Genomic DNA, 20,768 nt, shown 5'->3' with positions numbered 1-20,768 from the left:
TTAACCCTGAATCAGCTGGGTCAGTTCATCAATATAACTTTGCATCGGGCGTGGCTGTTGATCACGGCGACTTTCAATATTTAAACGCAATAAAGGTTCAGTATTGGATGCCCGGACATTAAAACGCCAGGTACCAAAATTTAGGCTGACTCCGTCGGTTTGATCAATTTCAGGTTTTTGCTCAGCATAATGTTCAAAGATTTTTTGGATCGTGGCCTGAGTATCTTCGACTTTAAAGTTGATTTCTCCGCTACACGGGAATTTGGCAATCATCTCTTCCACCAAGGAAGAGAGAGATTTTCCGGTTTCCGAGACAACACTGATGGCGAGCAACCAGGGAATCATGCCACTATCACAGTAGGCAAAATCACGGAAATAGTGATGGGCACTCATCTCACCGCCATAGACTGCATTGTATTCGCGCATCACATCCTTAATAAAAGCATGGCCTGATTTAGACTGGATTGCAGTCCCTTGATACTGGTCGACCACATCAAAGGTATTCCAGACCAGACGGGGGTCATGCACAATTTTTTCACCCGCCTGTTTGAGCAAAAAGGCCTGTGCCAGTAAACCGACAATATAATAGCCTTCAATAAACTGGCCTTTTTCATCAAAGAGGAAGCAACGGTCAAAATCTCCATCCCAGGCAATTCCCATATCTGCCGCATGGGCTATGACTGCATCACGGGTACTGGCACGATTTTCCACCAGAATTGGATTAGGAATACCATTGGGAAAGTTGCCATCAGCTTCATGATGGATCTTGATAAATTCAACAGGAATATTGAGCGCTTTAAACTTGATTTCAAGGGCATCAATCACATGGCCTGCAGCCCCATTGCCGGCATTGACCACCAGCTTCATCGGACGGAGACTGGCCGGATCAATATAAGTCATCAGGTGATCGATAAATTCAGGCAGAATATTGTATGTCTGAACCGTGCCCTTGGTCGCAGTTTCAATAAACTGGTTGCTCTCGGCCAGCGCTTGAATGTCTTTTAGGCCGGTATCTGCACTGATTGGACGAGCATTTTCACGCACCAGTTTCATGCCGTTATAGTCCATCGGATTATGACTGGCGGTAATTTCAATCCCACCCTGTACATCCAGATGGAACGCGCCAAAGTAGACTTCTTCCGTGCCGGTCATCCCCAGATCCAGCACATTGACCCCTGCATCATTTAAGCCACGGATGGTCGCCTGTTTTAAGTCTTCGCTGCTTAAGCGGATATCGCAACCTACCACCACTGTCTCAGGTTGATAAATCTGTCCATAGGCACGGCCGATTTTATAGGCGATTTCGGTATTCAGTTCAGTCCCTAATTTACCGCGAATATCATAGGCTTTGAAACAGGTCAGTTTAGTCATTTCTATATTCTCCATGGAAAGAAAAAGGCCAGTTTCTTGTACGAGAATAATAAATTTTCATACTGGGCCATCTTGGTCGCATTGATATTTATAGTTCCATAATAAGAGAAGAAAAAATAAAGTTTCATACTCAGACAAGAAATCAATAGTTAAATTCTTCGAAGAGCGTTCATTCTATCTCTATTTTTTCTGGAAGTTCACCATGCTGAGCTAATTTTAAAGAATAAGAAGTGATATTGCCTTGATTGATCACCGAATCAATACTCATCCAAGTCATACAATAGCTTGAGTTGATCCGTATAAACCTTAAGAAAAAGAGCCTTCTTAAGGCTCTCACTGGCTGACTAGCTTCCCATTTTTTTCAAAAAGTTCAAAGCCTGCTGTGTATTCCCTTCGTTCAAGGGGGAGTGCTTGGGATTAAAATAGCGCATACCTGCTTTCAATAACATCTGGGCTTTCGGTACACGGTCTTGACGTGCAGCCCGTAAATAATCGCGGATTTTAAATGGTTGAGGAAATTCAGTATCTTTCTCCATAATTTGATAAATACCCAGGATGGCGAGTATCGAAAAAAGTGGAAATATAAAAACGGCTGAAGCTGTTCGCAATGTAATGCTATTGCTCATAGATCTAAACATGGCATCAGCAACTTCGCGGTGTTCGACTTCCTCTGCACCATGCCACTGTAATAACCTAAACAGTTCAATTTCTATCGCAGATTTTTCAAGGGTTTCCGCATTTAATACCCAGTGACCCAACACACCCGTTATATGTTCAGCGGCTGCAACCATCCCTAAACGGGTTTTTAACCAGTGTTTTTTTAATTTTTCATTTTTAAGTTTGATCCCCAAGGGATTAGAACCGATCATGTCATCAAAAATCCAGTCGAGCAGTTTCAGATAATCCTGTAAATGCTGTTCAACGATGTGCAACTGGCGATTGACCAAGGTATGACCGTAGCTATGGCTGGCTTCTTGTTTGATAAAGGCAATGGCTGCTTGTTTGAGTTTTTCATCTTGAATATAAGGCAAAGCCTCACGAAAAGTCTGACAGAACCAACGCTCAGGTGCAGGTGTGATGGGATGAATCACATTCAATATATTGGATGCAATCGGGTCATCCTTGATCCAGTGTAAAGAGCTTTTGGAAAAATCAAAAGCTGGACGTCTGGGGGTAATGCTATGCGTTTCGCTAATCAGACTTTTCATGGTGAAGTCCTTTTATTATTTTTGTGTAAGGATATTCAGTCCCATTTGAGGACCAAAGCGTAGGAATGTTGGAATCAAACCCTTACTGCCTTTGGGGTTTAAACCCTGGCTGATCCGCTTAAATTGCATCGCATGCCAAGCCAGCTGTAAATAAGCATCGACAGGTTTATAACCAATGGAGGGTACACTGGTTTGAGCTTGTACCGATTTACCTGCCAACACCTGTTTTGCCAAATCCGGTTGCATTGCAAAAGGGCGTGCCATACCGATCAAATCAACGATATTTTCGGCAATCAGCTGCTGCATGGTACTGTTTTGACGGATTCCACCCGTAAGCATCAAGGCAAGCTGACTTTGCTGCCTCAACGCTTTTGCATAATCAACAAAATAAGCATCTTTTTGTGCCTGACGGTCCGCTGCATAACCCAATTGTGCCGGTGATTCATAATTCCCGCCTGAAATTTCGAGAAGATCAATGCCTTCTGCTTCCAGAGCTAACGAAATTTCTAAAGATTCCTGTTGGCTTAATCCACCTTTTTGAAAATCTGCGGAATTCAGTTTGACGCTTAAAATCCTGTCAGCGCCAATTTCCTTACGAACGGCTCGTACAGTTTCAATCAGGATACGACGACGATTTTCAGCAGTGCCGCCCCATTGATCGGTCCGTTTATTTGCCAAGGGGGATAAAAATTGCGAAATCAGATAACCATGCGCTGCATGGACTTGCACACCGTCAAAGCCTGCTTGTATTGCCAATTTTGCAGTTTTAGCAAAGCGTTGAATCTGTTCCAAAATTTCAGCTTCGCTCATGGCTTTTGGAATACGGATAATATTCATTGCAGGCAGGTCTAAACCTACAGCTGATGGTGCAACAGGACGTTTCAGCAAAGGTAACACCGCAACACGCCCGGGATGGTTAATCTGCATAATGATTTTGCCACCATTGGCATGTACCGCTTTTACCCATAAACGATACGACTGTAAGTGGTGATCATTTTCAAGAATGACATTACGTGGCTCAACCAGACCTCGATGGTCAATCATGACATTGCCGGTGACCAACAGACCTGTACCGCCTCTTGCCCATACTGCATAGAGTTGCTGTAAATCGGTAGTCGGTACCCCAAAACGATCAGCCAATTGCTCACTCATGCCTGCTTTTGCAATACGGTTTGGAATGCTGATCCCACATGCCAGTTTTAACGGTTGGGCCAGAACATTAACTTCTACATTTTCTTTTGCATGCTGATTCATAAAATTCACCTGTTTATAGTCGTTTTTTTCAAAGAATACGTGGGTTAAATTGTCGTAGTAAAAACAGCGGTGTTCTTAAGCGTGGCAGCTGGATCGGTGGAATAAAACCACCCGATAAGTCCACCCGGTGTAAGCGTGCCTCAACCACATTTCCCAACCCCATATCATGCAATGGGTCATTCTCATTACCATTGAATTGGAGCTGCATTTTGACTTGGCGGACTTCAATAGGATGTTCGATGGGAGTAAAACGGATTTCTTTGGGAATGCCTAAGCCTAAACCGCCTGAAATATTGCGATGTGGTAAACCTAAAATGGGCGGGGCATGAGCTAATACAGCGCCCAACTCCGCCTTCATTTCAATTAAAGTAGAGCCTCGGCGTGTCGCTTTGGTGACGATATGTGTACCCGTATTGTGCCAGTCGATTTCACCGATTTTTTTCGGATAGCCTAACAGCTCACGGCCAATAATCATCGCTCTGTCGTCGTCCAAAATCATCCACGGACAGAAAATGCCGTATTTTTTACCGACCTTGATATGCACAAATAAACCGGCCTCGTGATAGGCACCTGTATACACATTGTCAGGAAAATAAGCGCAGAATAGATCGGCACGATAGGGTTTTGCCAAAGTCATGCCAGAGGGTAACCATTTCGCTATTTTCTTCGGATCGACTTCAACCACCGCAGTCAGATATTGGGCATTGTGGTAAATTTTCTTGCCTAAACGGGCCAATGCCAAAGGCGTTTTTATATCCTGAATAAACTGCTTCATGATTTTAATCTCGAAAAAACGTGTTTGAGAATCGGCAATAAGATCACACGGGGGGTATAACGCCCGCCAACAGTTTGGACTTGAGCCAGTAAGCCCGGAATCACAATACGTTTATTACAGCGCATGCCCTCAATGGCCTGTTTTGCCACGCGATCAGCACTGACCCACACCAGTTGACCACCGACCGCCTCAATTTTGCTGATGCCTGCTATTTCGGTAAATTCTGTACGGGTCGGTCCCGGGGCAAGTAAAGTACAACTGACACCGGTGCCTTTTAGTTCACTATGTAATGATTCAGCAAATGAGTTTGCAAAGGCTTTGGTTGCTGCATAAGTTGCGTTGGTCGGTGTGGGTTGATGTCCAGAGGTTGATCCTACAATTAAGATTGCACCTGATTTACGTGCAATCATTTGGGGGAGTACAGCGATGGTTAAATCATGGACGGTGACGGCATTAACTTCTACTTCTTCTGCTTCACGTTCAGGATCGAGTTCCTGTAAGGCACCAAAGGTCGCAAAGCCTGCGTTATTGCATAAAACTGAAACCTGAATGGTAGTTAAAAACGCCTTCAATTTACTTCTTGCCTGACGATCAGCCAGGTCACATGGATATAAATCGACTTCGACGGCGTGTTTTTGTTTCAGGCTGTGGGCCAGTTGTTCAAGCTTGTCAACGCGACGAGCCACCAGAAGCAATGAATAACCCATTTTTGCAAATTGTTTGGCCAGCTCCTCACCAATCCCTGATGAAGCACCGGTAATCACCACTCTAAAATCTGAATTTACTTTTGGCAGTGCCATAAGAATATCTCTTCAAAATAATAGATAGAGTATTCATCGAACAGAACTTGAGCGTGAGATGGACTTGAGCCATACTACTGATCAATTTGGGACAAAAAAATTAAAAGCAAAAAGATGAAAGATCCTTTTCTTCTAAATAGTGCCAGTATTCCAGTTTCCTATGCTGTTATTTTGCTTGAAATCATGGCGAAAAAAGGGATAGACAGTACCGACCTGCTCAGAAAAAGTAGAATTCCACACCAAGCTTTACTACAGGATAGAATTACCCCGAGACAATGGTCACGATTGGTTTGGGAAAGTCTGCAACTCACTGATCATGATGGGCTGGGTTATGAATATGGGGTAGCACTTCGGTTGACAGCTCATGGTCCTATGGGATTTGCCCTGATGAGTTGTGCGAATTTAAAACAGGCCATTGAGCTGGTTTTACAGTTTTTTACGATGCGTTTGCGACATTATCAAATTACTTTTCATGAGAACCCAAATCAGTCTTCTTTAGAAATTACAGAATTACATCCTGTCATGGCGAGTCAGGCGGAGCAAATTTTTATATTAAGACGTTTTTTTTATGAATGCATAATGATCGGGGCTGTACAGGCTGCTAAGTTTCTAACACATGAGGATTATTCAAAAGTAGGTATAGACTTTGACTGGTCTGAACCCCACTATCACGCTAAATACCGGCAGATGCTCCCCACTATTCAATTTAATCAGCCGAATAATATGATTCATTTTGAAACGGAAATGTTATATATACCAATCTACATGGCCGATCCAATTGCCTATCAGCAAGCATTGCAACAATGTAAAATCGAGCAGCAATATTTCGTCAGTAAAATCAGTGATATAACTTTACAAGTAAAGTCTAAACTCATTTTAACGCCAAGAAAAGGTTATCCAAGTTTAGAGGAAATTGCAGAAAGTATGGCGGTTTCAAGTCGTACACTTAAACGAAACTTACACAATGTAGGGACAACCTATTCCAGTCTTTTGGATGAAATTAGATTACACGATGCAAAAGACTTACTGACGAAAAGCGATATGAGCATTCAGCAAATTGCCGAATATTTAGGTTATGAACAACCCACCAATTTTACACGTGCTTTTAAAAAATGGATGGGGATTTCACCTTCGGAGTTTAGAGAAACTAAGCATTCTTTGATATCTATATGACTAGTACATTTGAAAGCTAGGCAAAAGCGAGCCGAGCCATTTAATCAGACAGTGCTTCATTCTATCTTTTCTATTGCACGTAGGGCATTGAGAGTATTTGAATATGTGCCTTGGACTGTAAGTTTAGGTGTTGTTGAATTATGTGTATCTACTAAAAAGTCGCTGGTTATGATTTGATCGTGTTTCTCAAATCTAGGGTGAGGGATTCCAATTGACTCAGCGATGTCTTGATCACGCGCTGTTGCATACTTCAGCAGTATGATCATGGGCCTAAGTAGGATCGAAAGTTTTGACAGCCTCCTAAGCGCACAGCGAATAGCGCTAGGTTCACAGCAATCTAATTTAAAACTTTATTAAAACAAGTGAAAGCTGTGAACTTTGCGGAAATCGTTGTGCTACTTAACTCAGATTAAATCCTTTATCTGATGGCTTTAGAAGATCATTCTCAGGCCTGCGCCATACCACCAGCCTTGTTCCGAGTTTGTACGATCCTGCCAGGCTGTTTTGTCATCTCCCTTAGCGTACTGATAGGCAATATCTACATAGGGCATGACTTTTTTATTGATTTCATATCGGGTCTCCAGCCCAAGAACCGCGTGACTTAGGCCAGTCTTTTTGGCATTGCGTGCCTGATCCTGCAGCACCACATCCAGTTCGGCATAAGGTTGTATAATCAGCTTCTGGCTGAGTAGCAGATCACGCGTTGTTTCCAGACTGAGACCGACAAAATCATCTTCGCCAATATACAGATATGCATCGGTTTCAAAAAAATAGGGCGCCAAGCCATGCAAGCCAAAGACAGCATCCAGACGTTCTACCTGCTGGCCTGTAGAAGGAGCAGCCAGATTTTCCTGACGATAGCGTACGCCGGCCTGAGCATCCCAGAAGTCTGAAATGTTGCGACTATATAAAGTCTTGACATCATATTCAGCCTGTGCAGACTCGGCCTTGTTTGCATGGAGTTTGAGTACCAACTTGTTTTCATCAGTCCCGATCCGCAGTTCGTTGTCTGATTTTAATGCGCCATCCCCATCTGAGTTCAGTTGCCATTTCTGGTCCAGTACAAGCCGGCTATAAATCTGCCCACCGTGTTCTTGACGGTGATCATGTGTGCTATCCGAAGCGTTGATCGCCGGCTGCCTTTCAGGTTGCTGTGGTAAGGTGACCAGAGGAGCATGAGCTGTCTGCCCGTGATGATGAGGTTCATTGGCTGCCATGGTGGCGAAACTGGCCAAGCTAAGGGCAGTGCTTAACATAGATCTTAACAAGAGGTTAGTGGTGTGCATGGTTCTCTCCTTGCTCGGCTGCCAGTTTAACTGTGGACTTCGGGGAAGCCGGGGGCGCTGATGCTATAGTGTCATCGACCTGCGCCACAATCAGCTTGTTCATCATCCCGGCGCTCATGTGATAGAGCAGATGGCAATGAATTGCCCATTCTCCCAGTTCGTCAGCAGTTAATAAGGTGGTCACCGTTTTGCCTGGCGGTACGACTACCGTATGTTTGTTGGGCATCATCGAGGAAGACTGGCCATTTTCCAGCTGCATAAACATGCCATGTAAATGCATGGGATGCGCCATCATGCTGTCATTGATAAATTTCAGGCGGATCCGTTCACCAAACTTGACCTGCAGTGGTTCTGCCTCATTGAACTTTTTACCATTGATGGTCCAGATATAGCGCTCCATGGTTCCACCCAGACGAATGACCAGTTCACGCTCTGCGGGGCGGGTATCCGCTTGGGGAGTAAGGGATTTTAAGTCACTATATTGCAAGGCTTTATGCCCAACAGGTGTGGAGGCATTGGCCCAGCCATAGACCGGTTGTGATTCTGGGGCAGAAGCCGGAGCATCATGATGTTGGCTGTGTTGGCTGTGTTGGCTGTGTTGGCTGTGTGCATGTGCTGCTGGGCTGTTCTGATCAGCGTTAGCTACAGTATGTTGCATAGACGAGTGTTCACTGCCTTGCATGTTGCTGTGTTCCTGGCCATGCCCCATATCTTCCATTGTGAGTAAAGCGCGTGGGCGTGAAGCTGGCAGATGCATCGCTGTATTGGCTGAAAATGCAGCATTATGCAGGCTACCAATCGCAAAACCAGAACGGTCAATAGATTCAGCCTCAATCTGGTAATGGGCAGCTGTAGGCTCGACCACCACATCATAAGTTTCTGCCGTGCCGATACGGAATTCATCGACTTCTACTGGCTGTACCGGTTGGCCATCTGCACTAATCACAGTCATTTTCAGATGCGGAATACGCACATCAAAGAAAGACATGGCGGAGGCATTGATAAAACGTAGCCGGACTTTTTCATTCGGTTGGAATTGTCCTGTCCAGTTTTGTTGCGGGGTTTTTCCATTCACCAAAAATGTATAACCCGTGACATCTGAAAGATCGGTTTTTAGCATGCGCATCTGGTTCCACATTTTGCGGTCCGACCAGGTTGCTTTAAGGCCATCACGTTTGACCTGTTTCCAGACATCGCTCAGGGTTTCACGCTGGTTTTGATAATACTCGGCCGATTTTTTCAGGTTATTCTGAATTTGCTGGCTGCCCTGTTCATGAAAGTCTGACAGCATGACTACATATTCGCGTTCGTTTTTTTCATGTGCAGGAAGCGCTGTTTGGGCTTGGGGGTAAATCACCAGAGCACCATATAAGCCGTCCTGTTCCTGACCTTTGGAATGGGCGTGATACCAGTAAGTACCATGCTGGCGAACCTTAAAGCGGTAGGTAAATTCCTGCTTGGGCTTGATGCCCTGAAAACCGTTAAATCCAGGTACACCATCCATCAGGCCAGGCAAAAGCAGCCCATGCCAGTGAATCGAGCTATCCTGATGTTTCAGGTTATTTTTGACATGAATCACCGCATCATCGCCTTCTTCAAACTCAAGCAGTGGCGCAGGAAACTGGCCATTGACACTAATCCGCTGCACGGTTTTACCCGTGAGATTGACCGGACTTTCATCAATCACCAGATGATATTCTTTCACGGCTGCAAATATGGCAGACGGCGACATCAGCGAGATGCCCAGACACAGGTATTGGGAAAATTTAATCAACATAACTTTATCCTTCATTTAATAAAAAATTTAAAAAATCAGGATCAAGCTTTGGGTGGACGTAAAATTTCCTGCCAGTAACCGGCGAGATGCTGGGCGCTATAAATGGGGAGGGCGGTTTTTTCTGCGAACTGGATATTAAAGCTGTGCAGTTCAGGCGGATGCATATTTAAGCCCGTGATCAGGCTTTGACAGGCACTATAGCCACAATCCAGACAGTCCTGGTGCGTGGCGATTCCAGAGTCACAATGGCTCGAGGCAAAGGCCTGCGGTTCATGAGCTGAATCCAGAAACTCATGATTGGCTGCCATTGGCATTGTATGAGTGGTGGTTTCAGCAGGCAAGATCAGGTGCATGGTTTTGGTCGATGCTACAGACACGCCGCTCCAGCCGATGGCAAATACCATCAGCAGCATCAACCAGAGCTGTTTTACAAACCGTGTGCCGAACATTGACCTTATCTTGCTGCATACTGAAGCCATAAAAGCATAAGCATAGTTCTGCAAATTAGCAAATCTGGAATTGCATGATTTTTGTGAGCCTTGGCAGGGGAGAGAGATTTTAGGCTTTTCTCTTAAGTCATTGAGCCGGTTTCCTCACACTTTTTGCAGTCTAAGAGCAGCCCCAGTTTTTCCTGACGGCCCTGCTCGGTCATTACCCAGGGCCGGTTTTGCCAGGGAGGATTGTGGCGTACATGCTGCCCATGCCCACATGCCAGTTCTGCCACCCAGTGATGATCTTCATCTAGGTGAAAGCCGATAATTGCCTGCTGCATTGCTACTTTCCTTTTATCCCAAGAACTCTTTGTATTTATACAAAACAAGTCATGCAAAATCACCATAAACAAAAGAATTCACACAGGCTATACTGCTCGCCAAGTCATTTTTAAAAAGAGCATAGACACATGCGCGTACTTGTTGTGATGGACCCCATCGAAAATGTAAACCTGAAAAAAGATTCCACTATGGCGATGCTATGGGCTGCGGCACGCCGTGGGCATGAATTAGGGTATGCATTACAGCAAGATTTATATATCGATCAGGGAAAAGCCTTTGGCCTGATCGCACCGCTACAGGTGTTTGAAGACTATGGGCACTATTATGAGCTGGGCGAAAAACAAAAAGAATCGCTGGCCAGTTATGACGTGGTGTTAATGCGTAAAGACCCGCCATTCGATATGAACTTTGTTTATACCACCTATATTCTGGAGCAGGCAGAACGTGAAGGGGCGTGGATTATCAACAAGCCCCAAAGCTTACGTGACTGTAATGAAAAGTTGTTTGCGACCCAATTTCCGGAACTGCAGGTTCCTACCTTGGTGACTTCACAGCAAAGTCTGATCCGTGATTTCCTGAAGCAGCATGTGGATGTGATTGTAAAACCGCTAGACGGGATGGGAGGCACCGGAATTTTCCGTCTTTATCAGGATGGGATTAATATTGGTTCAACCATTGAAATGCTGACCAATAATGGCACCCAGCCGATTATGGCACAGCGCTATATTCCGGAAATTGTCGATGGTGATAAGCGTATTCTAATGATTGATGGTGAACCGGTGCCGTATTGTCTGGCCCGTATTCCACAAAATGGGGAAGTGCGCGGTAATCTGGCTGCAGGCGGCCGTGGAGAAGCCCGCCCACTTACGGACCATGATAAGGCCATTGCAGCGAAAGTTGGTCCATTTTTACGTGAAAAAGGACTGGTTTTTGTTGGACTGGATGTGATTGGTAATTATGTCACAGAAATTAATGTCACCAGTCCCACCTGTATTCGTGAGATTGATGACCAGTTTGGCACGTCGATTGCGGACGATCTGTTTGCCGTACTTGAAGCCGGTCGGGCCAGTCAAATTTAAATGCGAATCTAGGAACTTAAAAAGAGCTTGAAATCAGGCTCTTTTTTTATTGGGCAGAGCGCTTAACTCACCCCACTAACAGCAGCGTTGTTAATATGCCTAGCAGGGGTAAGACTAGCTGTAATTATGGGCCCTGTTAAAATTCAGTGTATCCGGTGGGCGGATGCGTTTTAAAATAGCGGGTGCGTATACAGCAAGGCTAAGAAATCCGACCCCTTCAATAAAGCAGAAAAATTATAAAGCTGCGTTTGGTTGAATCTGGCCTCCTGTCATACTGTTCCGCCTAAATGATCAAAGCCAGCACTAGACCGTGTTTGAAGCGCAATTTCTCTGCAAATATCTCACTCCCAGAGCCAATAGCCCGCCCTGTGCCAGAGCCAGCGAGAAACCGGCCTGAGTAAAGCTCCGGCCTAAATCCTGTTGAGGAATGGGAATGACTGCAGAGAAGTTGCCTACATATACGGCCGCCAAATAGCCGGCCAAAATAATCCATACATCACGAATTTATAGTGTTGACATCGCTAATGCGTTAATCCATTTAGGGTCTGTTGGCAATTCATTTATGCTCATTCTCTTGGGCGGTGCACCAAGCGATGCTTTGTTTTTGTTCTTGTAACTAAAACTCTCTCAGATTTCGCTATGAAACTTGATCTTAGTCTCTTTATTTTATGCCCCATCTGCTCAGGTTTAGCTTATCGCGTAATCTATGTATGAACTGCCAACAATAAGCAATCGAGGAGTGAGTTGAGAAAAACTGATGACGTATGAAGAACATGAAGTGTGAACGAAATTTATATTTTTTTTAAGCCTTACCGCAGCAAGTCACTAGGACGACAAAGAGGATCAACTGTCCAGAGAAAACCTTGCAGAACCAAGTCATCATCTCTTTATACCTATAACTCTCTTCGTCAGAAAATAGTTTAAAATGATTATGATACTTCACTGAAGTCTAGGAAAAAGTGCAGACCTGATAATAAAACTAGTTTAAACTTTCAATTCGCATGAAAAAAACAATTAAAGGCGTGTTGAAATAAAGTAAATATCCTTTCAAGGCCTGACGATTGTGATTACAATTGATTGCTTAAAATCAGATTTCCTGTTCCATTTTTAGTATTGAAGAATTAGACCGTGACTGACGCTCAACAAAAACAGCCTAAACATGTCATGATGATGGCCGCAGGTACGGGTGGACATGTGTTTCCAGCGTTAGCCGTTGCAAAAGACTTACAACAACAAGGCATTCAAGTGTCTTGGTTGGCGACTCCGGCAGGCATGGAAAACCGTCTATTAAAAAATCATCACATTCCTATTTATCAAATTGATATTCAAGGGGTACGTGGTAACGGTTTTGTTCGTAAAGCCCTGGCACCTTTTAAAATTTTAAAAGCCACTTTAAGTGCCATGCAGCATATGAAGCGTCTGAAAGTCGATGCAGTCGCTGGCTTTGGCGGCTATGTGGCCGGACCGGGGGGACTGGCGGCACGTCTTCTGGGGATTCCGGTGCTCATTCATGAACAGAATGCGGTCGCTGGCTTTACCAATACTCAATTATCGCGTATGGCGAAAACTGTATGTCAGGCCTTTCCCGAGACTTTCTCGGCACAACCCAAAGTGGTAACCACAGGCAATCCGGTACGTAAGGAAATTACCGAAATTTTAAATCCGTCCTGGCGTTATCAGGAGCGGGAAAAAGCCGGTCAGCCGCTACGGATTCTGATTGTTGGCGGCTCTTTGGGGGCACAGGCCTTAAATGAGCGGGTACCCGAGGCCCTGAAACAGTTGCAGATGCCTTTAAATATTTATCATCAGTGTGGCCAGAATCAGGCCGAGGCGACCCGGGCACGTTATGCCGATGCACCGGCTCATCTGCAGGTTGACGTCCAGCCTTTTATTGAAGATATGGCCCAGGCCTATAGTGATGCCGACCTGATTATCTGCCGTGCGGGTGCCCTAACGGTGACGGAAATTGCAACTGCCGGTGTGGCGGCGATTTTTGTGCCATTACCAAGTGCCGTTGATGACCATCAAACTGCAAATGCAAAATTCCTGGCCAATCTGAACGCAGCTAAAATCTGTCCGCAGGCCAGTATGACGCCAGAAAGTTTAACAACCTTATTAGAGTCGATGCTGAACCGTCAGTTATTGATGGAGATGGCGGTCAAAGCACGTTGTCAGGCTCAACCCGATGCGACCCAACAGGTGGTCCGTTTCATTCAAGAATTGTAATCCGAGTAAATTATGTCTCCAACCACGCCAGCTGAACAAGCAAAGAAATTAATTAAAGTGCCGGAAATGCGCCGTATCAAACACATACATTTTGTGGGGATTGGCGGTGCAGGCATGTGCGGGATCGCGGAAGTACTCAAAAACCAGGGTTATAAAGTCTCTGGTTCAGATATTAAAGCGTCTAAAACCACCGCTCAGCTGGAAGAAAATGGCATCAAGGTCTATATCGGCCATATAGCGGACAATATCAAGGGTGCCAATGTCATCGTGGTGTCTACAGCGATTGACCAGGAAAACCCGGAAATTAAGGCGGCGATTGAGAATCGTATTCCGGTAGTGCGCCGTGCAGAAATGCTCGGTGAACTGATGCGTTACCGTCATGGGATTGCAGTCGCAGGTACCCATGGCAAAACCACCACCACCAGTCTGATTACCTGCATGCTGGCTGAAGAAAACATGGACCCGACCTATGTGATTGGCGGTCTGCTGAACCGGACGGGGGTCAATGCTGCTTTGGGTGCGAGCCGTTATATCGTGGCAGAAGCAGATGAATCAGATGCCTCTTTCCTGCATCTTGAGCCCATGGCAGCCGTTGTGACCAATATTGATGCCGACCATATGGATACGTATGGGGGCAGTTTCGATGTGCTCAAAGATACCTTTATTCAGTTCCTGCATAAGCTGCCATTTTATGGTCTGGCCGTGGTGTGTGGCGATGATGCCAATATCCGGGAAATCATGCCGCGTATTGCGCGTCCGGTGCTGACCTATGGTTTTAATGAAGATAACGACATTCGTGCAGTCAATGTCAATCAGGACGGGATGCGTACGCATTTTACCGTATTGCGTAAAGACCGTGAACCTTTAGACGTTACCGTCAATCAGCCCGGTCTGCATAATGTCTTGAATGCCTTGGCCGCGATTGGTATTGCAACGGACGAGGGGGTCTCTGATGCTGCAATTTGCCGTGCTTTGGAAGGGTTTAGTGGAGTCGGTCGGCGCTTCCAGGTGCAAGGCGCATTTGAGATCGACGGTGGTGATGTCCAGCTGGTCGATGACTATGGTCACCATCCCAAAGAAGTGGAAGCCACCATTAAAGCTGCACGTCAAAGCCACCCGGACCGCCGTCTGGTCATGATGTTCCAGCCGCACCGTTTTAGCCGTACCCGTGACTGTTTTGATGACTTTGTCGATGTATTGTCACAGGTCGATCAGCTGTTATTACTGGATGTCTATCCTGCCGGAGAAAAGCCGATTGTGGGGGCTGACAGTCGTGCCCTGGCGCGCAGTATCCGTTTACGCGGTGAAGTTGAACCAATTTTAATCGATACGGTTGAGGGGAATCTGAGTCAGGTGATGAACAAGGTCTTGCAAGCAAATGACTTGTTATTAACCCAAGGCGCAGGTAATGTGGGAGCCATCTCGCTCGAACTTGCCCAGAATCATTTATATGTAAAATAATCCGTCTGATGTGGCGAGATTGAATAGATCAGATTGAAAAAAGTTTAAGGATATAAACGTGTCAAATGCTTCAAAATTTGGAAAAGTAGCCGTATTGCTGGGTGGTAAATCTGCAGAGCGTGAGGTTTCTCTAGATAGTGGTACAGCTGTATTTGAGGCACTTGTGCGTTCAGGTGTTAATGCTGAGCGCTTTGATCCGCAGGAACGTAGCATCACAGAGCTGGTCAATTATGATCGTGCTTTTATTGTGCTGCATGGCCGCGGTGGTGAAGATGGTCAGATTCAGGGTGCGCTGGAATGGTTAAATGTGCCTTATACCGGCACAGGGGTGCAGGGTTCTGCCATCGGTATGGACAAGGTCAAGACCAAGCAGGTCTGGCAGGGTTCGGAGCTGCCGACAGCACCTTATCGTATTGTGACCAAAGACTCGAATCCTGAAGAAATTGTGGCAGCTTTGGGTCTGCCGCTGATTATCAAGCCGGTGCATGAAGGCTCCAGTATCGGCATGAGTAAGGTCGAAAAAATTGAAGACTTTAGCGAAGCTATTGTGAAAGCGACTGAGCACGATGCAGTGGTCATGGCAGAAAAGTGGATTACAGGACGTGAATTTACCATTGTTTTGCTCAATGGACAGTCTCTGCCAGTCATTCGCCTGCAGCCTCCTAAGGATGTGGCTTTTTACGACTATGAAACCAAATATAATCGCAATGATGTGGAGTATGGCATTCCGTGCGGCTTGACAGCAGCAGAAGAGCAGAACTTGCAGGTGCTGGCACTTCGTGCTTTTCAGGCAGTGGGTGCAAGCGGGTGGGGACGTATTGATGCGATGCAGGATGAACAAGGCAATTTCTGGTTGCTAGAGGTGAATACTGTCCCGGGCATGACCAGCCATTCTCTGGTGCCTAAAGCAGCAGCAGCAATCGGCTACAGTTTTGATGAGCTCTGTGTCGCGATTCTGGAACAGACTTTAACCGGTACGGCATACTAGACTATGGCTCAACTTCCTGCATCCATGCGCCGTAAACGTGCTGCGATTACGTCAATTCACGATAAGCCACCAACGCCCAAAGAAAAGCTGACCAACTTCGGAGGCTGGGTATTCTTGTTGGTGGCATTGGTGGTCTTGGCTTGCGGGATTTTTGGGCTGTATAATGTAATGACCCATGCCGAAACTGCTGAACTAAAGGTGGCCGGCACCCGTTCAGCGGCTGAGGAACGCCAGGTCATGCAGCATATTGCACCCTTGATGACCGAAAACTACTTTAGTTCAGATCTGGAGAAAATCCGTGATCAGGCCTTGGAACTATCTTGGGTCGATCGGGTGGTGGTCTCACGTGCCTGGCCGGATGCCATTCGGGTACGGGTCATGCCGCATCATGCGATTGCGCGCTGGGGTACCGGACGTCTGCTGAGTGACAGTGGTATCATTTTCTCGGAAGTCACGCCAAAAAATTATTCTGAGTTACCGTTGCTGCATGGGCCCTCTACACATGCCAATACCATGATGCGCCGTTATAATGAAATTAATCAGTTATTCTTACCCCAGGGTATTCGTCTAAAAGAACTCTACTTAACCGAACGAATGACCTGGTTTATGCAATTTGATTCCGGCTTGCGCGTCATTGTTGACAAAGACCAGACCATGAGTAAGCTGCAACGTTTGAGCCAGTTGGCTCAGAGTGATTTAAAGCCGGTGTGGTCCAGAATTTCTGCCATCGACCTGCGCTATCGTAATGGATTGGCTATTCAGTGGAAAAATTCGTCACCTCCTAAAATTGTAAATGGTGACTTTATTGTAACCATTAATGACACGGGCGTTGAGAATTAGGTCACACTAAAGCCATAATGATCGGCTTTAAAAATTAGAGGCCTTAAAGCCATAAATCTAACAAACACGTAATGGTAGTAGTTAATAATGAATGAAGCTGTTCCCTCGGTTGTGGCGATTGACATTGGGACACACAAAGTTTCAGTTTTGATTGGTAAGGTACATGCGCCAGACAATATCCAAGTTATTGGTATGGCGACCGCTCGTAACCGAGGCATGAATAAAGGGAAAATTGTTAGTCTCGATAAAGTCATTACCGCCATTAAAAACGCCGTACAAGAAGCAGAAGATATGGCCGAATGTCGTGTCCACTCTGCCTGGGTCTCAATTCCGAGTGCGGAATTAAAAAGTTTTTATGCATCAGGCCGTACGAATATCGATAATAGCGAACACTCGATTACCACCAGCGAAGTAGTGCGGGCGCTAGAACTGGCCAAAGCCAGTCATGTCACCTCAGACTATTATCTGGTCAGTGCGGTGCCGCTCGGCTTTGAGCTGGATGATTCCCCGGAATGGGTACTGAATCCGATCCGTATGTCTGCACACAAAATGGTCGGACATTACCATTTAATGATGTTGCCAATCAGTACTATGCAGAATATTGATCGCGCGTTAAAAGGGGCCAATATTGGGGTAGAAAAAATGGTGATTTCATCTTTGGCGACAGCTGAAGCCAGTCTGCTTAAGGATGAAAGGGAATATGGCGTATGCCTGGTAGATATTGGCGCAGGAACCACCAATATTGCCGTCTATCTGGATGGGCGTCTGGCTTTAACGCATACCTTCCAGCGTGGCGGAGAACATGTTACCCGTGACATTGCTGCCGTATTGCAAACTACCACGGAAGAAGCCGAACGCCTTAAATTGTTATATGGCTGCGTGGATCTGAAAGTGGTGAAGCCGGAACATATGATCCAGTTCCAGGGGATTGATGGCCCGCAGACCATTAGTCGGATTGAACTGGCAGAAATTATTATTGCACGTTATGAAGAAATTATAGGCATGGTTCGCGAGGAGCTGATGAATAGCGGTGCATTACAAGGCCTGTATCATGGTGTGGTACTAACCGGAGATGCCAGTCATATTGAAGGCATGGTGAGTTTCGTCCGCCGCAGTATGGGCGTCTCAGCGCATCTGGGTAATCCGCCAGTCCAGGTTTATGCCGATGAGCAGCATCAGGCTGCACTACGCCGTTCGCAATATGCCTCGGCAGCAGGTTTGCTGATGTTTAGCCAGAGCGATACGCAAGATACCATTGTTGAACCGGACGAAGCAGAACAATTATCACTGGCACGACGTGTCAAAAGAGCTTGGTTTGGTTTTAACGATACTTTGAAGTCTATTTTTTAAGTCGACTTTTTTTGTGAATATTGTTGAGAAGTTGTAGCTAATCGGGCAGATACTTGACAAGTTTAAGCTTGAGCAGCATTCTTAAAAACAATTTTATTAAGATTAAGGCAGTGTACGGGCTTAGTGACTGCCAATTATGAATTAGGAATTTTATAGGTCATGGCCTCATTTGAATTTTTTGAAGACGATCATAGTGATAGCAATGGTCAAGCCCGTTTCACTGTATTTGGTGTAGGTGGCGCGGGTGGTAATGCTGTTCAGCACATGTTGCAATCAGATATCCAGGGCGTAAAGTTTGTTTGTGCAAATACAGATAAGCAAGCGCTTGACCGCATGGAAGCCGAATTCAAGATTCAGCTGGGTGAGCAAAGTACCCGAGGTCTTGGTGCTGGTGCAAATCCGCAAGTCGGCCAGACAGCAGCAGAAGAAAGCCGTGAACTGATCCGTCAGCAGCTTGAAGGTACCGATATGGTATTTGTCACAGCCGGGATGGGCGGTGGTACAGGTACGGGTGCAGCACCGGTGGTGGCTGAGATTGCCAAAGAAATGGGTATCCTGACGGTAGGTGTGGTGACCACGCCCTTTAACTTTGAAGGTAAACGCCGTCTGCAATCTGCCGAAAAGGGTATTGAGGCGCTAGAGCAGCATGTAGACTCCCTGATCATTATTCCCAACCAGCGTCTATTGAAAGTCTTCCGTGATATTTCAATGAAAGATGCATATAAAAAAGCCGATGATGTCCTGCTCAATGCAGTACGCAGTATTTTTGATTTAGTGGTGCGTCCAGGTCATATTAACCTTGACTTTGCCGACTTGAAAACCGCTATGAGCACCCGTGGTTATGCCATGATGGGTGTCGGTCTGGGCCGTGGCGAAAACCGTGCGCGTCAGGCAGCAGAGCAGGCGATCCGCAGCCCATTGCTTGACAACGTGACGATCATGAATGCTAAAGGTATCCTGATTAACGTGACTGGTGGGGATGATGTAACCTTCGGTGAAATTGAGGAAATCACAGATGTAGTGAACCAGATCGTTGATCTGGACGAAGGTCAGGTATTCTATGGTACGGTATTTGATCCGGATGCGCGTGATGAAATTAGTGTGACTGTGATAGCAACGGGTTTAACACGTAACTCTGCTGACTCGGTAGAACCGGTAAAACGTAGCACGGCACAGGCTACACGCCCAAATGCTGCGCCACAGGCTGTAGTTGAAGATGATGATGTTCCTGCGATTCAGCGCCAGCATCAAGAAGGAGCGGCAGTGGTGAATACTTCTTCAGTTTCCAGTCCGCGTCCTACCCCAATGAGTATTCAGGATTATCTTAAAAATCAACAACGTAAATAACATGTAACAGTATGTGTTTACGATGTTTGCACATAAAAGGTGGCTTTTAGGCCACCTTTTGTTTTTTATCAATGGCCAAATATGCTAACGTATAGCGGTTTTGTTGATGAACAGATGAAAGAAGCATGTTGAAACAGCGTACCCTGCAACGTATCGTGAAAGCGAGCGGAATCGGTCTTCATAGTGGGCAGAAAGTCATGATTAACTTTGTGCCGCACCATGCCGATGGGGGAATTGTGTTTCGTCGTATTGACCTGAATCCGCCGGTCGACATTCCTGCTGATGCTTTATTAATCCAAGAAGCCTTTATGTGTTCTAACCTGGTGCAGGAAAATGCCAAGGTGGGCACAATTGAACATGTGATGAGTGCCATTGCGGGGCTGGGAATTGATAACTTGATTATTGAAGTTTCAGCTTTCGAAGTGCCAATTATGGACGGAAGTGCAGGACCTTTTATTTATCTGCTCATGCAGGGCGGTCTGCAAGAACTGGATGCGCCAAAGAAGTTCATCAAAATTATCAAGCCAGTAGAAGCTTTGCTGGATGATAAACGGGCAGTTTTTAGTCCACACGAAGGTTTTCAGCTGAATTTCACCATTGATTTTGATCATCCTGCCTTTAAAAAAGAGCATCAGTCTGCCAGTATCGATTTCTCCACAGAAACCTTTGTCTATGAAGTTAGTGAAGCGCGTACTTTCGGCTTTATGAAAGATCTGGACTATTTGAAAGCCAATAATCTGGCACTTGGTGCCAGCCTGGAAAATGCCATTGGTGTAGATGATACCGGGGTGGTTAATGAAGAAGGCTTGCGTTTCTCGGATGAGTTCGTGCGTCACAAGATTCTGGATGCAGTGGGAGACTTATACTTGCTGGGGCATCAGATTATTGCCAAATTCGATGCTTATAAATCTGGCCATGCCTTAAATAATCAGCTTTTACGCAATGTAAAAAGCGATTCAGGTTGCTATGAAATTGTAACATTTGATGACGCAACTCAATGTCCAATCCCCTATGTCCAAGTCACATAAGTCGTTGTCTTTATGTTAGTGTGTAAAAAAAT

At 45.7% G+C, this 20,768-nt stretch carries 18 protein-coding genes; 9 read left to right on the top strand and 9 right to left on the bottom strand.

Annotated features, from left to right (window positions below):
* From E5Y90_RS13505 to E5Y90_RS13485, 5 genes are all read right to left on the bottom strand, one after another.
* Nucleotides 1–1,371 (bottom strand): phosphomannomutase CpsG, encoded by a 1,371-nt coding sequence (locus tag E5Y90_RS13505; protein ID WP_174660464.1) that lies wholly within the window; start codon nucleotides 1,369–1,371, stop codon nucleotides 1–3.
* Between the two features lie 344 nt (nucleotides 1,372–1,715).
* Nucleotides 1,716–2,579, bottom strand: coding sequence for a metal-dependent hydrolase (locus E5Y90_RS13500; protein WP_151206916.1), 864 nt, complete (start codon nucleotides 2,577–2,579; stop codon nucleotides 1,716–1,718).
* A 15-nt stretch (nucleotides 2,580–2,594) separates the two neighbouring features.
* On the bottom strand, nucleotides 2,595–3,833 hold the full coding sequence (locus E5Y90_RS13495) for an NADH:flavin oxidoreductase/NADH oxidase family protein (RefSeq protein ID WP_174660463.1): 1,239 nt from the start codon (nucleotides 3,831–3,833) through the stop codon (nucleotides 2,595–2,597).
* Nucleotides 3,834–3,861: 28 nt separating this feature from the next.
* Nucleotides 3,862–4,608, bottom strand: coding sequence for an acetoacetate decarboxylase family protein (locus E5Y90_RS13490; RefSeq protein WP_174660462.1), 747 nt, complete (start codon nucleotides 4,606–4,608; stop codon nucleotides 3,862–3,864).
* Nucleotides 4,605–5,408 (bottom strand): SDR family NAD(P)-dependent oxidoreductase, encoded by an 804-nt coding sequence (locus E5Y90_RS13485; RefSeq protein WP_174660461.1) that lies wholly within the window; start codon nucleotides 5,406–5,408, stop codon nucleotides 4,605–4,607. The genes E5Y90_RS13490 and E5Y90_RS13485 overlap by 4 nt, the downstream gene beginning before the upstream one ends.
* Nucleotides 5,409–5,522: 114 nt before the next feature.
* On the opposite strand from E5Y90_RS13485, the gene E5Y90_RS13480 reads away from it, so the two are divergent.
* A complete protein-coding gene (locus E5Y90_RS13480) occupies nucleotides 5,523–6,581 on the top strand; it encodes a helix-turn-helix transcriptional regulator (RefSeq protein ID WP_174660460.1) in 1,059 nt (352 codons plus the stop codon).
* 431 nt (nucleotides 6,582–7,012) lie between these two features.
* Here E5Y90_RS13480 and E5Y90_RS13470 read toward each other — a convergent pair whose 3' ends face one another.
* The 4 genes from E5Y90_RS13470 to E5Y90_RS13455 form a co-directional block, all read right to left on the bottom strand.
* Nucleotides 7,013–7,867 carry a copper resistance protein B gene (locus E5Y90_RS13470; protein WP_174660459.1) on the bottom strand — a complete coding sequence of 285 codons (855 nt, stop codon included), beginning with the start codon at nucleotides 7,865–7,867 and terminating at the stop codon, nucleotides 7,013–7,015.
* Nucleotides 7,854–9,599 (bottom strand): copper resistance system multicopper oxidase, encoded by a 1,746-nt coding sequence (locus E5Y90_RS13465; RefSeq protein ID WP_373688375.1) that lies wholly within the window; start codon nucleotides 9,597–9,599, stop codon nucleotides 7,854–7,856. The genes E5Y90_RS13470 and E5Y90_RS13465 overlap by 14 nt, the downstream gene beginning before the upstream one ends.
* An 86-nt stretch (nucleotides 9,600–9,685) precedes the next feature.
* Entirely contained in the window at nucleotides 9,686–10,093 is a 408-nt protein-coding gene (locus E5Y90_RS13460; protein ID WP_174660457.1) for a hypothetical protein, read from the bottom strand.
* 122 nt (nucleotides 10,094–10,215) lie between these two features.
* Nucleotides 10,216–10,416: a DUF3565 domain-containing protein gene (locus E5Y90_RS13455; protein WP_174660456.1), complete on the bottom strand. Its 201-nt coding sequence runs from the start codon at nucleotides 10,414–10,416 to the stop codon at nucleotides 10,216–10,218.
* Between the two features lie 129 nt (nucleotides 10,417–10,545).
* Here E5Y90_RS13455 and gshB point away from each other — a divergent pair, with 129 nt between their 5' ends.
* The 8 genes from gshB to lpxC all read left to right on the top strand — a co-directional run bounded on the left by gshB (nucleotide 10,546) and on the right by lpxC (nucleotide 20,736).
* Nucleotides 10,546–11,496, top strand: coding sequence for a glutathione synthase (gshB, locus tag E5Y90_RS13450; RefSeq protein WP_174660455.1), 951 nt, complete (start codon nucleotides 10,546–10,548; stop codon nucleotides 11,494–11,496).
* A gap of 1,128 nt (nucleotides 11,497–12,624) precedes the next feature.
* Complete coding sequence (gene murG / locus E5Y90_RS13445; protein WP_174660454.1) at nucleotides 12,625–13,722, top strand: undecaprenyldiphospho-muramoylpentapeptide beta-N-acetylglucosaminyltransferase; 1,098 nt, start codon at nucleotides 12,625–12,627, stop codon at nucleotides 13,720–13,722.
* 12 nt (nucleotides 13,723–13,734) lie between these two features.
* Nucleotides 13,735–15,183 (top strand): UDP-N-acetylmuramate--L-alanine ligase, encoded by a 1,449-nt coding sequence (gene murC / locus E5Y90_RS13440; RefSeq protein WP_174660453.1) that lies wholly within the window; start codon nucleotides 13,735–13,737, stop codon nucleotides 15,181–15,183.
* Nucleotides 15,184–15,241: 58 nt separating this feature from the next.
* Nucleotides 15,242–16,171, top strand: coding sequence for a D-alanine--D-alanine ligase (locus tag E5Y90_RS13435; RefSeq protein WP_174660452.1), 930 nt, complete (start codon nucleotides 15,242–15,244; stop codon nucleotides 16,169–16,171).
* A gap of 3 nt (nucleotides 16,172–16,174) precedes the next feature.
* Nucleotides 16,175–17,011 carry a cell division protein FtsQ/DivIB gene (locus tag E5Y90_RS13430; protein ID WP_151206905.1) on the top strand — a complete coding sequence of 279 codons (837 nt, stop codon included), beginning with the start codon at nucleotides 16,175–16,177 and terminating at the stop codon, nucleotides 17,009–17,011.
* A gap of 87 nt (nucleotides 17,012–17,098) precedes the next feature.
* Nucleotides 17,099–18,361: a cell division protein FtsA gene (gene ftsA / locus E5Y90_RS13425; RefSeq protein ID WP_174660451.1), complete on the top strand. Its 1,263-nt coding sequence runs from the start codon at nucleotides 17,099–17,101 to the stop codon at nucleotides 18,359–18,361.
* A 159-nt stretch (nucleotides 18,362–18,520) separates the two neighbouring features.
* On the top strand, nucleotides 18,521–19,708 hold the full coding sequence (gene ftsZ, locus E5Y90_RS13420; RefSeq protein ID WP_151205301.1) for a cell division protein FtsZ: 1,188 nt from the start codon (nucleotides 18,521–18,523) through the stop codon (nucleotides 19,706–19,708).
* 125 nt (nucleotides 19,709–19,833) lie between these two features.
* Nucleotides 19,834–20,736, top strand: coding sequence for a UDP-3-O-acyl-N-acetylglucosamine deacetylase (lpxC, locus tag E5Y90_RS13415; RefSeq protein ID WP_174660450.1), 903 nt, complete (start codon nucleotides 19,834–19,836; stop codon nucleotides 20,734–20,736).
* The last annotated feature ends 32 nt before the right edge of the window (nucleotides 20,737–20,768 follow it).

Source organism: Acinetobacter sp. 10FS3-1, from assembly GCF_013343215.1.
GTDB classification, from domain to species: domain Bacteria; phylum Pseudomonadota; class Gammaproteobacteria; order Pseudomonadales; family Moraxellaceae; genus Acinetobacter; species Acinetobacter lwoffii_C.
This window is presented reverse-complemented; position numbering and strand designations above follow the sequence as displayed.